Source organism: Acidaminococcus sp. AM05-11 (assembly GCF_003472805.1).
In the GTDB taxonomy this organism is placed as follows: Bacteria; Bacillota; Negativicutes; order Acidaminococcales; family Acidaminococcaceae; genus Acidaminococcus; species Acidaminococcus hominis.
Window position 1 is genome coordinate 1 of sequence record NZ_QRMX01000004.1, and the last position, 14,340, is coordinate 14,340.

The window sequence follows — 14,340 nt, forward strand, 5'->3', positions numbered from 1 at the left end:
CGGCGTAGAGGTTTATATTATTAGGAACTGTCTACTTGACGGGGAGCACACCATAAATGTTGAAGGTAATAAGGAACGAACGACGATAGAAGTTTCATTATTTCACACCCTCTTTTGCTGTCTATAGAGTTTTAGGCCTCAGAAGGGTCCCAATTTTACGGCGGTGCAGTAGCTCATGACCCCAAAGGCCACAATCCACCACAGTCCCACCATGGGCACCGCAAACTTCCACCATTTCTTCAGGGGCACCCCAGCTATGGTCAGGATGGTCATAGTGGTCCCGCTGGCAGGGGTAATGCAGTTGGTAAACGCATCCCCCATTTGGAAGGCCATAACCGCCGATTGCCGGGTCATGCCCACCAGATCCGCCAAAGGCGCCATAATGGGCATGGTGATGGCAGCCTGACCGGAACCGGAAGGCACCACAATATTGAACAGGTCCTGGACGATGAACATGCCAAAGCCCATCAGGTAATGGGGCAGCAGGTTCAGGGCGCCAGCCAGATAGAAGATAATGGTGTCCAAAATCTTGCTATCCGTCATGATAATGGTCACGCCCCGGCACATGCTGACCATCAGGCAGGGCAGGGCCATATTCTTGACCCCGGCTACAAAGGCATCGGAGTAGCCCTTGGGGCTGAGTCCCCCTACCACGCCGGCGTACACCGACAGCATCAGGAACAGGGCAGCCAGTTCTTCAATGTAGAAGCCAAACTTGATAACCCCTACCAGCACCGCACAGATGGTGGCCACAAAGCCCACCAATACCAAGGTATGCCGTTTGGTCAGGGCCACATGGGCATTTTCGTCTTCCTCGATATTAAGCTTTTCCTTGTAGATCTTGTCCAGTTCATACATGGGGCTGCTTTCCGGGTTTTTCTTGACCTTTCTGGCGTAATGCATCACGTAGGTAATACTCACCAGAATCAGGATGACCAGCATCACCATACGCACCTGGATGGCAGAGAACATGGGCAGGCCGGCAATACTCTGGGCCACCCCTACGGTAAAGGCGTTGGTCACCCCAGCGCCGTAGCCGGTGCCTACAGAAGCCAGCACCAGGGCCACTGCCGTAATGGAGTCAAACCCCAGGGCATAGCTGACGGACAGAATCAGGGGCAGGAACGCAATGTATTCTTCGCTGCACCCGGCAAAGGAACTGAGCATACTGAACACGGTAATGATCACGGGTACCATCAGGATTTCCCGGCCCGCCATTTTCCGCACCACATGGCCCATGGCCGCGTGAATGGTACCGGTAGCGGCCATTACGTTCAGGGCGCCGCCGATGATCATCAGGAAGCCCACAATTTCGCTGGCTCCCTTGATGCCCTTGGGAATGGACATAAAGGCTTCAAAGATGCCCACCGGATGCTGCTTAATAAAATGGAAGGTGTTGGGATCCACCACCATCCGGCCGCTGGCCGCATCTTTTACCCGGTCAAAAATCCCGGCAGGAATGATGTAGCTGGCCACCGCACTTAAAAACAGGATAAAGGCAATAATCAGAATCGGACTGGGTACCGATAAGGTTTTGTTGACGGGCTTTTCCGGCACCGTCTTCGTTTCTTCACTCACAGTGGACTCCCCCTCAAAATGGTTATAACTTGCAAATGGCTGCTGCCAGCAGCTTGGTCCGGGTAAACATCGTTTCTACATTGGCAAATTCATGCTTGGTATGGGCTCCGTCCCCCTGCACCCCGCAGGAACACAGGATGGGAATCCCTGCCTTGGCCATAAAGGACGCATCGGAGCAGCCGCCGGGGTGGGCCGGGCCAAAGGCTGGCTGGCCAAATTCCTGGGCAGCCTGGTTCACCAGGTCCAGGAGGTGCTCATTGCCCGCCGTCTTTTCAAACACCGGCATGCTGGACACAAACTGCACTTCCGTAGTCGTACCGGGCACATAGGTCCGGGCACAGATTTCCTTGATTTTTTCTTCCAGCATGGGCTTATCCGCATTGAAGTCGTAGCGGCAGTCCACCTCAATCCGGCAGTGGTCCGCCACCGCATTGGACACCGTACCGCCGGAAATAATATCCGTGCTGACAATCAGCCCTAAATCCAGGTTGGTCAGCTTCCGCAGCTCCACAATCTTGTAGGCCATTTCCTCAATGGCGTTGCTGGAAGACGCATAGGCGTTGCCCACATGGCCGGCCTTGCCGGTTACCGTAATCCACACGTCCATGCAGCCTTTCCGGCCCACGGTAAGCCCGTTGTCCATCCGGCCCGTTTCAAAATTAAACGCCGCCAGGCAGCCTTCCGCCTCCTGGGCCAGCAGCACATCGGCCTGGGAACCTATATGGGTGGTTTCCTCGTCCCCGACAAAAACCAGCTTGAAGGGATGCTTAGCATACCCCAGCTTGTCCAGCACCTTGGCCAGGTAAATGGCCATGACGATGCCGCCCTTCATATCATTGACCCCGGGGCCATAGGCCTTTCCGTCCCGGATGGTAAAGGGATTTTCCGGATAGCTGCCGTTGGGAAATACTGTGTCCAAGTGGCCGCTAAGCAAAATAGGTTTGCCCGGCCGCTCCTTGCCCAGGTACGCCCGCAAAAGCGGAATGGGGCTGCCCGTGGGCAGCAGTTCACTGGCAAAGCCTTCCCGGTTTAATTTGGCATTGACCTGGCTCAGCAGAGCAAACATGCGCTCTCCTTCTTTGCTGCCGGCCTGAAAATTCACCAGCTCTTTCCAGTAGTCCAGCATTTCCTGGCGGTAGGACTCCACCGCCTGTTCGATGGCTTCCCTTGTGATTTCCATAGGTACGCCTCCTTGTAATGGATAATGATAATTATAATGAGTATTTTTTATTCTATACTGTATCCCTGGAAATAGCAACAAAATTGGATAAATATGCAAAAAAGATAATTTCATTACAATTTCTTGTAACAAAATTATCTTTTTTATCCTACGCTTATTGCTGGCTTCAGCCAAAAAACAGCATCAGCCCCGTGGTCAAAATGCCGCAGACACACAGGGAAATAGAACTCATGGCCCCCTGGACCTTGCCGATTTCCAGGGCCTTGCTGGTGCCGATGGCATGGCTGCAGGCCCCGATGGCCACCCCTTCCGCTACCGGATGGGTTATGCGGAACAGCTTGGCCAGCCAGGGAACGATCACCGCCCCTTCAATGCCGGTAAACACCACCGCTGCCGCGGTGATTCCCGGAATGCCCCCGCCGCTTTCCGATATGCCCAGGGCAATGGCCGTGGTCACGCTTTTGGGCAGCATGGAAATGGAAAACACCTGGTTGGTGCCAAAAAGCCGGCACAGCAGGATGGCCGCGCCAATGCTGACCAGGCAGCCCACCGTGCAGCCAATCACCACCGAAAGAAAATTCTTATGGAGAATTTCCCGCTGCTGGTAGATATTGAGCGCCAGCACCGCCGTGGCAGGTCCCAGCATCAGGGACACCAGGGAGCCCCCTACATTGTATTGTTTAAAGGAGATACCAAAAACCGTAAGCACCACCACAATCAGCACCGCTGCCACCAGTACCGGGTTCAGCAGCAAAAGGCCGGTCTTTTTCTGGATTTTCAGCCCCAGGGCCCAGCAGGCAAAGGTCAGTGCCAGGCCAAAGAACGGATTGCTGGCAAAGGAACTAAGCATGGGGCACCTCCTGTCTGTCCCGGAACTTCAGCACCAGCTGGATGGTCCAGGCCGTAACAAAATACACCAGGGGCGTGGTCACCAGGGTTACCACCGCAAAGGGCAGCAAATAGGCCTTCAGGGTTTCCAGATACTCCACGGTTCCCACCAGGGCAGGCACAAAAAAGATGCCCATGCTGCCCATCAGAAAGGTGGCAACGCCCCGGATCTGTTCCGGTTTGATGACCTTCCGGTACAGCAGCAGGGTCAGCAGCAGAAGGCTTACCACGCTGGCCGGCATGGCCACCGGCAGCAGGTGGGTAATGCCTGCGCTGATAAGACACAGGCTGAACAACAGGGCCAGTTCAGTTACGATTTTCATGAGTTCTCCTTTTTCTGATTTGTGTATTTTTTTGCATGATTGTTTTTAGTATACTTGATTCCTGTGCAGTTGAAAAGGCATTGGCCTAAAAAAGTAGAACTTTTTTCTCAGAATTGGTATAATAGATGCGTTATGCGGTTGTAGCTCAGATGGATAGAGCATCTGCCTCCTAAGCAGAGGGTCGCGCGTTCGACTCGCGCCAATCGCACCAAAGCTGTTTCTGGGTCCTGCCTGCGGGCGGGGCCTTTTTCTTTTGGACGCAAAAAAGCGCCCTTTCCTGCCCCTTTGCAGGAGCCGGAAAAGACGCTTGCGCCGCAGCTTTTAGAATTTGTAGGATACGCCTACGTTGACACCGTGGGTCTTGGCATCAATATCGCCGGAGAAATCCTTGTACTTGCTGTCGTTGTAGGAAATATTGCCTTCCCAGTTATCGGTAAAGGCATAGCCCACGCCCACTTCGTATTGGGTGATGGTGTTGCCGATGCCAAACTTGGCCCAGCCCGTGGTCTTGTCCGTAATGGGCAGCCGGCCAATGGCGCCTACCTGATAACCGCTGGTGTTGTCATGGTAGCCATGGAGTTTGGCCCGGTTCCGTACATAGCCGCCGAAGCCGTACAGATAGGGGTTAAATTGATAAACCAGGTTTACCTGGTGGGATTGCACCGATGCATTTTCGTTGCCTTCGTGCGCTGCATACGTGTAGTCCAGACCCAAATTGTCCGCAATGCCTACCGTAGCACCTGCCCGGTACCGGGTATCACCGTCGAAGTCCACGGAATGGCCGTCTTTCTGGCCTTCCAAATGGGTGCCCACCGTAACATTGGCATCGATCTGGGCTGCTCCCGGGGCGATTTTGGCAAGCGGAGATGCGCTGGCCAGGGTCAGGGGCAGCAGGCTCATTACTGCAGCCGCAATGATAATTTTTTGCATGGGAAATCCCTCCTCGTATGAAATATCATCCCTGGATGATTGTTATTTACCTTACTATTATACACTTTTCCCCAAAAGAACGCAAAATCACGCCCGGTCGCCCACCAGCTTCACGCTGATAATGGCCAGCAGCAGGGCCACAAAGGTGGGCACTACCCAGCCCATACCCAGGCTAAACAGGGGCAGAATCTTGTAATAGCCGAGAATCTGCAGCACCAGGGGAGAATTGGCCAGGCCCTGGGGCAGTGCGCTCAGGGCGTCCCCAAAGGCAGCGATTCCGGCCAGCACCATGGGCCAGCGGTACAGCCGCTTGCTTTGGCCAAACAAAGCCCGGGCAAAAGAAGACAGAATCAGGGTAATGGCCAGGGGATACAGGAACATCAAAATAGGAATGGCCAGCACAATAATCTGGGTCAGCCCCACATTGCCTACCAGGAAGGCAATCACGGCAAAAGCCACGCACCAGCCCTTATAGCCCAGGCTCATGGGGAAGAATTCCGCAAAGGTATCGGAGCAGGCGGAAATCAGGCCGATGGCCGTCTTCAGGCAGGCCAGGGTCACGATGACAGCCTGGAGCAGGCCGCCCAAGGGGCCAAAGTAGTACTGGGCAATCTGGGCCAGGGCAATGCCCCCGTTGGCAGAAAGGGCCAGCTTGCCCATGCTGGAAGTACCCAGCCAGGTAATCATGGTGTAGATCAGGCTCATGAGGATTACTACAATCACGCCCACCTTGATAATGTCCCGGGAAACCGTTTTCCGGTCCGTGACCCCCAGGTTATGCATGGTATCCACCACGATAACGGAAAAGGCCAACATGGCCAGAACGTCCATGGTGTTGTACCCTTCCTTAAAACCGGTCAGGAAGGCATGGCCGCTGTAATCCCCCTGGGGTGCAATCATGGCCACGGACCCCATGGGGTGCAGCAGGGCGGCCAACACCAAAAGGCACAGGAAGGTCAAAAAGGCCGGGTTCAGCCATTTGCCGATGTACACAATCAGCTTGGAAGGCTTCAGGGCAAAGGCCAGGGCCACCGCCATAAACACAAAGGTAAATACGGCCAGGGCCACTGTGGGATTGGTACTCCCCAAAAAGGGCACCACCCCAATCTGGAAGGATACGGTGGCTGTACGGGGCAGGGCAAAAGCCGGCCCGATGGTCAAATACAGCAAAATGGTAAAAATCCGGGCGAAGATGGGATGCACATTGCCCGCCAGTTCTTCCACCCCGGAACTTCCGGTAAGCCCAATGGCCAAAAGGGCAAAGAAGGGCATAAATACCCCGGTAAAAATGAAGCCCCAGTTGGCGGACCAGAAATTGGATCCCGCCAGCTGCCCCATATGCACCGGGAAAATCAGATTGCCGGCCCCAAACAGCATGCCAAACAGCATGGAACCGATAAACAACGCATTGGCTCTCGTTAATTTTTTCTCCATGTGGCGCCTCCTATTTTGCCGTCAGTCCGCCGTCCACGCTGACTACAGCGCCGGTCATAAAGCTGTTCATAGGCGACAGGATGGCACAGATCATATGGGCCACTTCTTCCGGCTGGCCAATCCGTTCCATAGGATAGATGGAAGCCATGGCACTCATGGTGTAGCCGCCTTCTTCCATTTGCTTGCGCACCAGGGGCGTTTCCACATCCCCGGGGCACAGGCAGTTCACCCGCACCCAAGGCGCCAAATCCAGGGCCAGGGACTTGGTAAAGGCCACCACAGCCCCTTTGGAGGCTGCGTAGACGCTGCACCCATAGTTGCCCTCCAAAGCCGCGTCAGAGGCAATATTCAGCACCGAGGGGCCCTCCTCCTGCATAAGCGGCAGCAGGGCCTTGGTCAGGAACACCGTTCCTTTCACATTCAGGTTCATTACCTGGTCATAATCTTCTTCCGTCAGCCGGTCCAGCATCCGTTCCTGGTACATCCCGGCACAGTTCACCAGAAAATCCAGTTTCTGGTCTTCCAGGGCTGCCGCCACACTTTGGCAGCCGGCCACTGTGCTGAGATCTGCCTGGACAAACCGGGCCCTGCCGGCGCCGCTTAGGCTTTCCACCGCCTGGGCACCCTTTTGGGCATCCCGGCCAATGAGAATCACTTCCGCACCATCCTTCACCAACAGCTGGGCTGCCGCCAGGCCGATACCCGAGGTACCGCCGCTGATGACGCCCCGCTTTCCTTCCATTCCGTACGCAGCCATTGTCCAATTCCCCTTTCTGTGTGCGCAGGTCTGCTGCCCTTCCAGGCAGTTTCCCCGGCGCTGTTTCTGATTGTTATAGAATGACAGTATGCGCCGCCCAGGGCTCACCCACCCCAGACATAGAAAAAAAGGAGTATCGCATTTCTGCGACACCCCTTTCATTGCTTGGTTGTTTATTCTTCAGATGCTATATCTTACAGCTTAACAACGTTCGCAGCTTGTTCACCGCGGTTGCCTTCGACTACATCGAATTCAACAGCTTGGCCTTCTTCCAAGGTTTTGAAACCGTCGCCTTGGATTGCGGAGAAATGTACGAATACGTCGCCGCCATCTTCGCGTTCAATGAAACCATAACCCTTTTCAGCATTAAACCATTTTACTTTGCCAGTCATATTACTTGGCCTCCTAAAAAATATTGCGAAAAACGATCCACCTATCTGTGATACTTTGCGTTCAACATTCAGTAAGTCCGCTTTCTCTGAGAATCATTCTAGCATAACAGGACTGCTTTTACAAGCAAAAGTACAAGAAAAAGAGGCTGTATTCATGTAATTTTCTGAAGCTTTCCCGTAAAGCATCGAACCAGCTCCTCTTTCCTCGCTTTCTTTAAATGTTTTAGAACATACTCCCGTTTCAAGGCATCTTCCCGGCTGGAAACTTCCTCAAAATAGACCATTTCCACCGCCTTGAAGCCCCGGGTAAACTTAGCGCCTGTCCCCGCTTGATGCTGGGCCAGGCGCCGCTTTAGGTCAGTGGTCCACCCGGTGTACAGCGATCCATTGGCACAGCGGATCATATACACGTAGGCTGCCATTATTTTACGATTTCAACCTTTTCCATCACAACGTCTTCCAGGGGACGGTCACTGAAGTCCGTAGCCGTGGAGCCGATTTTGTGGACCACATCCATACCTTCGGTGATTTTGCCGAAAATGGCGTGATGGCCGTTCAGCCAGGGCGTAGGAACCAGGGTAATGAAGAACTGGCTGCTGGCGGTGTTGGGGCCGGCATTGGCCATGGACAGGATGCCCTCGCTGTCGTGGGCCAGGCCAGGACCGAATTCATCCCGAATCACGTCCTTGGAGCCGCCCCGGCCGGTACCAGTAGGGTCCCCGCCCTGGATCATGAAGTCATCGATAACCCGGTGGAAAATAATGCCGTCATAGAATTTTTCTTCCACCAATTTCAGAAAGTTGGCAGCCGTAATAGGCGCCTTATCCTCAAAAATTTCCGCAGTGAAATCCCCTAACGTTGTGTGAAAATGTACTTTTCTGTTCATATTGCATCTCCTTTTTATTTATAGACGGCAAGCCGTCAAGATACCACAGGCTGTTTCCGTACTTTTGACTGATACACGTAAATTCCGCCCACCATCAGCACCAGCCCGGTCAGGGCCAGAATCTGGCCAATGGTCATAAAGGCTCCCAGAAAACCCCCGGCCAAGGGGCCGATGGCGCCGCCCAGCTGGTCCGCTGCCGTGGCCAGGCCAAAGGCCTTGCCACGCTGGGAAACCGGAGTTTCCTGGGTCATGCTGGTGTACAGATTGGGAGCTGCTCCTGCCAGGAACAGGCCGTAGACAAAGTACAGAATGGCAAAAATCCAAATATTGTGGCCGAAATACTGGGCCACGTCCATAACGCCGGCGCTGAAAAGCACCAGGGACAGGACCCGGTTGCAGCCATAGGTATGCCCCTGGGTGCCCCAGAAAGGCGCGGCCACAATACCGGCAATCCCTGCCAGGGACAGGATTACCCCGGAAATGGTCACCACATCCGGAGCCCCCTGGAGCAGGTCGTTGACATAAATGGTCAGCAGCGGCTGCACCACCATAATGCAGGCCTTTACCAGGGCAAAAAGCAGCAGGATGCCAAACAAGGTTTTCTGGGTGAGCATGCCCCCCAGCTGCTGAAACATCCCCTGCTTGGCTTCGGCAGCCGAAGGCCCTTTGGGATGGTCCCGGGGTACCAGGAACACCAGCGCCAGAGCCGCCAGGCCCAAAGACCCCGCCGCCACCATAAAGGACATCCGCATACCAAACAGGCTGCTGAGAAAGCCCCCCAAAAGCGGCCCCATAATGCTGCCGCTGGAGTTGGCGGTCTGCATCAGTCCCATGCCCCACCCCATCCGGCTTTCCGGCAAGATGTAGGAAGCCATGGCCATACAGGCCGGCACAAACCCGCTGATGATGCCCATCAGCACCCGCACCCCCAAAAGCTGCCAGGGGTCCGTTACCAGGGCCGTAGCGGCATAACAGAAGGTCAGCCCCACCCCGGCCCGGATGGCATTGATTTTCTGCCCGGACACATCGCCCCGGGCACCCCAGTAGGGAGCCATCACCCCTGCCAGGACAAAGGTCACGGCGATAATCACCCCGGACCACATTTTGGCATTGGCCGCCGGCAGGTGCAGCTCCTGCACCAGAAATAACGGCAGGAAAGGCACTACCATGGTATAGCTGGCGCATACCAGAAAAACACAGATCCAAAGGACCCCGAAAGTCCGCTTCCAATTGGCGGACATGGCCTGATCCATGGTTACCCTCTCCTTAGGCTTGATTTTGTTTTAATAGTCCCGCACCACCAGATCCGACAGGTCTAAGGGAACCCGTCCCGGCTCCGGCTGCTGGACACTGGCCAGGGCAATGAGTTTTCCCTGGTCATCCACGTAAAAATTGTCCGGGTCCAGCCGGGCATCGCTGCCCAGCTCTGCCAGCCGCTCTTTTACCGCAGCTTCCCGGTTCTTTCCCAGAAAATACTCGTAGGTCAGCCGGCTCCCCGTATTCAGGTCAAAAACCATGCCGTACTGGAGATCCGTCCGCTCGGCCGTTAGGGAATTGGGGTCCGAACCCCCAATCAATGGGGAAACGTACACGTATTTTTTGAGCTGGGACCAGCTGGCCAGGTTGTTCACCTCGGACACCGGATAGGTCCGGTACCGGATGGGCTTGCCGGTAAATACCAGGCTCAGCAGCCCCCGCCGGTTATACGTCACCTTGCACTGGAGCTCGCCCCCCACCGGCCCGATAACGTGCCGGTATACCGAGTAGTAATTGCCCAGCTCCTGGTTGATCCGGTCCTGGACCCGGGGCGGTACTTCCCCGGTTACCTGGGGATAGGTGCTGCGGTAAACATTTTCCGCAATCTGCAGCGGCGGCCGCTTGTCTTCCTTTAGTGCCCCTTCCCGGGCCGGCGCCGCGTACCAGGCGGTGACCCCATCCCGGGTAGCCACCTTGGCCCATTCCAGGCCGTTGATTTCCCGTTTCCCAAAAATCATTCCCAGACTGCCCGCCGGGGCCGCCCGCATAATGGTATCCGGCTTTTCTTCCGGCAGGGTCCGGAGATAGCCCCCGGAAAAGGTGATCCGTTCCATCTTGTGTTCCCGGGTCACAAATTCCACCCGGGCGCCCCGTTCCCCTTCCCCAGGAGCCAAGGTCTTGGTTTCCTGGCTGGGGGCCGGGCTGGTCAGAAGTTTTTCCTGGGTGCTGGCCGCTTCCGTCCCCTTACTGGAGGCAGTGCTCTGGCTCCCGGTACTGCTGCCGCAGCCCGTCAGCAGGCTGGCAGCAAGAAGTGCCGCTAGTAATCCTGCCTGGAGCCGCCTTTCCCCGGTCATTGCCGGTGCTCCTGGAGCCACGAAGCCACAGAGAGCAGGGCCACCTGCCCTTCCCCGGCGGCCTTGTTGATCTGCCAGGGCAGGCCGGTGCAGTCCCCGGCGGCAAATACCCCGTCCACGCTGGTAGCCATCTGCCGGTTCACCGCAATAAAGCGGCCGTCCAGTTTCAGGCCCGGTAGCAGCTTTTCCAAAGGATCCGTTTCCCGGAGGATAAAAATACCGTCCACCGGTTCCGTGCCTTCCGTGGTTTTAAGGGCGGTAACCTTCTCCCCGCCTTCCACGGCGGTGGGTTTCCCCGTCCGAATGCGAATATTCTTTTCCGTAAAGGCCGGCACGGGATATGTGGCCCAAACGTCCACTTCTGCCGCCAAAGAAGCCAAAAACAGCACTTCTTCCCAGCCAGATTCCAGGGTGGTGATGACCCCAATATGTTTTCCTTTATAGAAATTCCCGTCGCAGGTAGCGCAGTAGCTGATGCCCCGTCCCAAATAATCCGCTTCTCCCGTAAGGCCCTTGCCGTGGGCCACCCCGGGAGCCAGGATGACCGTTTTGGCTTCGTAAATATCCCCCGGAGTCGCCAAGTAGAAATGGTCCTTCAGGCTCATGACGCTGAGCACCTTGTGGGGCACTACCACAGCGCCCCCTTCCTTGGCGTGAGCCAGGAAGGCGTCCATCAGCGCCTTGCCGGATTGGTCCGGCATACCCAGGTAGTTCTTGATACTGTGGGATTTGCGCAGTGCCGGGGCAAAATCCCCGGCGTCAAATAACACTGCGGACTGGTTCCGGGCGGCTGCCGTAACGGCAGCACTCAGGCCCGCAGGACCTCCGCCGATAATGGCTGTATCATAGATCATTTTGTACTCCTTGCCGGCCCTGGGTTCTGTTTTCCCCAGGGCCTACCGTTTCAGCAGAACCGGGCCACGTCCTTGAGCTTCAGCTTGGGCACGTAGTAATCCCGTTTCTCGTCCACATAGTAATCCAGGCTGCCGCCCTCCTGGGCCTCCACCAAGGTGCTTTGGTGGCTGGGATACCCCAGGGCCAGCACAATATTCACTTCCCAGCCTTCCGGCACAGAAAGGAGCTCCCCAATGGCTTTCCGGTCCACAGCTGCCATAATGCAGCTGCCTACGCCCTGTTCCCAGGCGCAGATGGCCATAGTGTCCAGGGCAATGCCCAAGTCCACATTGGTTAGCGGCCCCGCATTGTTTTCCCGGAGCACCACCACAAAAGCCGTGGGCTGTTCTCCCTGGACAGGGGTGCCGATGGCCTTGGGCAGTGCCGCCGCCCAGCGCACCAGCGGCTGCATCGCAGCCACCTTTTCCGGGCTTTTCACCACGATAAACCGCAAAGGCTGGCCGTTGCGGCCGCAGCTTCGGGTATGGGCCGTGTCCACCAGCGTATGCAGCAGCTCCTCCGGCACCGGTTTTTGGGTAAAGCGCCGGTAGGTCCGGCAGCCCTTATATAATTCAGACAAACTCATGCTGGTTCCTCCTTATTTATTCCACATCCACCAGGTAGCCCATCGCCCCATCTGCCGATAAGGTCAGCACGTGAGGCGCGTCTTCCAGAAACAGCACAGCCTGATTCTGGCGGATCTGCAGCGGCGAATTGAATACATCTACCGGCTCAAAGCCCACTACGGGCAGGGGCCGCACCACACCCAGGGCGTCCTCGCCAATCACGGACACTTCATTCAGGTGGGTCCGCCCCACCCCGTGCTTGCCGTAGCTCAGGATCAGCAAATCTTCCTTGCCGGGACGAAAGTTCAATTTATACAGGGCATAGTCCACACCCTTTTGGTAGGCCACCAGGCCGATATTCTGGTCGTTCTGCCAGGCCAGCGCCATGACCCGCTCACTGCCGGGCGTCCCCGTCAAAATAGCCGAAATCTGCCGGGGCACCCCTTTGGTAAATTCTACCGTCAGGGCCGGCTGCAGCTGGCCATTTTGGGAAAAGCCATATTTCGGGGCAAAATACTGGGCGGCTTGAACGGTCGGTATGGGCAGCGTCAAAGCCAGGGCCAAGGCAGCTGCCTCCCATTTTTTATGCATCGCCGCACCTCCTTGCTTACAGGTAACTTCTTCTTGCTTACAATTTACTTCTTATATACTATATTTTGTTCCATTATACCCTAGAACAGTAGGGAAACACAATGTACCCGGCCGCTATTTTTCCGGTACCAGGGCCCGGTACAAAGCCTTTACCCCGTCCCGGATCTTATCTTCCCCAATCCCCGCAAAGGACAGGAGAAACTCCGGGGGCTGCCCCTCCGGCGTTCCCTGGACAGGAATAATCCGCACCCCCTGCTTCAGGGCCTGCTGGGCCAATTCTGCCGCCGTGCCCGGCAGCCTTAGGGCAATGTGCAGGTGAAGCCCGGACCCGTAGCTCATGGGCAGGACCAGCTCCCCAAACACTTCCTGGAGGGCCTGGCGCAGCTGCCGACTCTTTTCCCGGTACCGGGTCCGCAGCTTTTTCACGTGCCGGGTGAGATGCCCGTCCTCAATATACTGGGCCAGGGCCAGCTGTTCCATGGTGGATGCCGTCTGGTTGTAGCGGGCTGCCACCGCCCGGTAGGCCGGCAGCAGTTTTTCCGGCAGCACCAGGTAGCTGATCCGCAGGGAAGGCAGCAGGGTCCGGGAAAAAGACCCTACGTAGATGATCTGCTCCCGGTTGCCAAAGCTGTGCAGGGCCGGGGTGGGCTGATGCAGGTAGCGGAATTCCCCATTGTAGTCATCCTCCAGCAGATACACCCGCTCCAGCTGGGTGGCCACAATCAGGTTATTCCGTTCCCGTTCTGTCAGGGCCCGCCCCTTGTAGGGGTTGGCGGGAGAGATCATCAGCAGCCCCGGCCAGTCCGCCTTGGGGTCCCCAGGGTCAAAGGTCTGGGTTTCCCAGCCCAGCAGGTGGAATACCTGCTCCGCCTGGGGAAAGCCCGGTGCCTCCAGTCCCACCCGTTTGGGCTCCACCGGCAAAATGGACAGCAGAATCACCAAAAGGGCCTGAAGGCCGGCCCCTACCAGGATCTGTTCCGGAGTGCACACTACGCCCCGGGCACTGTAGCTGTACCGGGCCAGGACCTCCCGCAGTACCGGTTCCCCCTGGGGGTCCCCGTAGCCGGCCAGCGCCCCAGGACTATGCAGCACCTTGTTCAGGCAGCGCCGCCACAGCACCGTATCGAAGGTGGACGTATCAATGTAATTATTGGAAAAATTATAGAGCACAGGAGGCGCTTTTTTCTCTTTTTCCGCCCTAGCCCACTGGGGCCGTACCTTTTTAGGGGCAGGAATCCTCCCGGTATCCACCACCTGGTAGCCCCGGCTGGGCAGGTTCTGGACGTAGCCCTCGTCAATGAGGATTTCGTAGGCCGCCTCCGCCGTAGTCCGGCTCAGCTTCAGGTCCCGGTTCAGCTTCCGGATGCTGGGCAGGAACTCCAGGGGCAGCAGCCGCCCTTCCCGGATTTCCTGCCGGAAATAGCTGGCCAGCTGCCGGTACAAGGGCCCCTGGCCCCGCTCCGGACGAAAATTAAACGTGGTTGCCAACGCTTGCTGCCTCCTTTACTTTGTCAAACTGTGTTTCCTTATTCTACCACAATTTACCCCTTTTAGAGCACAGTCCCCTTTACTGCACGTTCTGCGTTCTAAC

General features: G+C 56.4%; 16 protein-coding genes and 1 tRNA gene. 1 reads left to right on the plus strand and 16 read right to left on the minus strand.

All coding sequences use genetic code 11. The annotated features are described in order from the left end of the window. Positions 1–138: 138 nt before the first annotated feature. The 4 genes from DW089_RS03205 to DW089_RS03220 form a co-directional block, all read right to left on the minus strand. Positions 139–1,578 carry a YfcC family protein gene (locus tag DW089_RS03205; RefSeq protein ID WP_118286770.1) on the minus strand — a complete coding sequence of 480 codons (1,440 nt, stop codon included), beginning with the start codon at positions 1,576–1,578 and terminating at the stop codon, positions 139–141. A 22-nt stretch (positions 1,579–1,600) separates the two neighbouring features. Next, entirely contained in the window at positions 1,601–2,758 is a 1,158-nt protein-coding gene (locus tag DW089_RS03210; protein WP_105326417.1) for a M20 family metallopeptidase, read from the minus strand. 166 nt (positions 2,759–2,924) lie between these two features. Next, positions 2,925–3,608: an LrgB family protein gene (locus DW089_RS03215; RefSeq protein WP_105326418.1), complete on the minus strand. Its 684-nt coding sequence runs from the start codon at positions 3,606–3,608 to the stop codon at positions 2,925–2,927. Then, positions 3,601–3,969 carry a CidA/LrgA family protein gene (locus tag DW089_RS03220; protein WP_105326419.1) on the minus strand — a complete coding sequence of 123 codons (369 nt, stop codon included), beginning with the start codon at positions 3,967–3,969 and terminating at the stop codon, positions 3,601–3,603. Before DW089_RS03220 ends, DW089_RS03215 begins: the two co-directional genes overlap by 8 nt. 134 nt (positions 3,970–4,103) lie before the next feature. Between DW089_RS03220 and DW089_RS03225 the strand changes: the two genes are divergently transcribed. Continuing rightward, a tRNA-Arg gene (locus DW089_RS03225) sits at positions 4,104–4,180 on the plus strand. A gap of 110 nt (positions 4,181–4,290) precedes the next feature. On the opposite strand, the gene DW089_RS03230 is transcribed toward DW089_RS03225, so the two are convergent. The 12 genes from DW089_RS03230 to DW089_RS03285 form a co-directional block, all read right to left on the minus strand. Then, positions 4,291–4,899 (minus strand): porin family protein, encoded by a 609-nt coding sequence (locus DW089_RS03230; protein ID WP_105326420.1) that lies wholly within the window; start codon positions 4,897–4,899, stop codon positions 4,291–4,293. A gap of 87 nt (positions 4,900–4,986) precedes the next feature. Next, positions 4,987–6,333: a branched-chain amino acid transport system II carrier protein gene (gene brnQ / locus DW089_RS03235; protein WP_105326421.1), complete on the minus strand. Its 1,347-nt coding sequence runs from the start codon at positions 6,331–6,333 to the stop codon at positions 4,987–4,989. Positions 6,334–6,343: 10 nt separating this feature from the next. Next, complete coding sequence (locus DW089_RS03240; protein WP_105326422.1) at positions 6,344–7,090, minus strand: SDR family NAD(P)-dependent oxidoreductase; 747 nt, start codon at positions 7,088–7,090, stop codon at positions 6,344–6,346. Positions 7,091–7,284: 194 nt separating this feature from the next. Beyond that, positions 7,285–7,482 (minus strand): cold shock domain-containing protein, encoded by a 198-nt coding sequence (locus DW089_RS03245; protein ID WP_105326423.1) that lies wholly within the window; start codon positions 7,480–7,482, stop codon positions 7,285–7,287. Positions 7,483–7,634: 152 nt separating this feature from the next. After that, on the minus strand, positions 7,635–7,904 hold the full coding sequence (locus DW089_RS03250; protein ID WP_105326424.1) for a GIY-YIG nuclease family protein: 270 nt from the start codon (positions 7,902–7,904) through the stop codon (positions 7,635–7,637). Beyond that, positions 7,904–8,368: a peptidylprolyl isomerase gene (locus tag DW089_RS03255; RefSeq protein WP_105326425.1), complete on the minus strand. Its 465-nt coding sequence runs from the start codon at positions 8,366–8,368 to the stop codon at positions 7,904–7,906. Before DW089_RS03255 ends, DW089_RS03250 begins: the two co-directional genes overlap by 1 nt. 35 nt (positions 8,369–8,403) lie before the next feature. Then, a complete protein-coding gene (locus DW089_RS03260; protein WP_105326426.1) occupies positions 8,404–9,621 on the minus strand; it encodes an MFS transporter in 1,218 nt (405 codons plus the stop codon). 30 nt (positions 9,622–9,651) lie between these two features. Continuing rightward, the gene (locus tag DW089_RS03265; RefSeq protein WP_105326427.1) at positions 9,652–10,698 is read right to left on the minus strand and encodes a hypothetical protein; all 1,047 of its coding nucleotides are present in this window, start codon (positions 10,696–10,698) and stop codon (positions 9,652–9,654) included. Beyond that, positions 10,695–11,552 (minus strand): NAD(P)/FAD-dependent oxidoreductase, encoded by an 858-nt coding sequence (locus DW089_RS03270; protein WP_105326428.1) that lies wholly within the window; start codon positions 11,550–11,552, stop codon positions 10,695–10,697. The genes DW089_RS03265 and DW089_RS03270 overlap by 4 nt, the downstream gene beginning before the upstream one ends. A gap of 50 nt (positions 11,553–11,602) precedes the next feature. Next, a complete protein-coding gene (locus DW089_RS03275; RefSeq protein WP_105326429.1) occupies positions 11,603–12,178 on the minus strand; it encodes a nitroreductase family protein in 576 nt (191 codons plus the stop codon). Between the two features lie 16 nt (positions 12,179–12,194). Next, positions 12,195–12,749, minus strand: a complete 555-nt coding sequence (locus DW089_RS03280) for a hypothetical protein (RefSeq protein WP_105326430.1) — start codon at positions 12,747–12,749, stop codon at positions 12,195–12,197. A 114-nt stretch (positions 12,750–12,863) separates the two neighbouring features. Continuing rightward, positions 12,864–14,237: a PLP-dependent aminotransferase family protein gene (locus DW089_RS03285; protein ID WP_105326431.1), complete on the minus strand. Its 1,374-nt coding sequence runs from the start codon at positions 14,235–14,237 to the stop codon at positions 12,864–12,866. Positions 14,238–14,340: the final 103 nt, after the last annotated feature.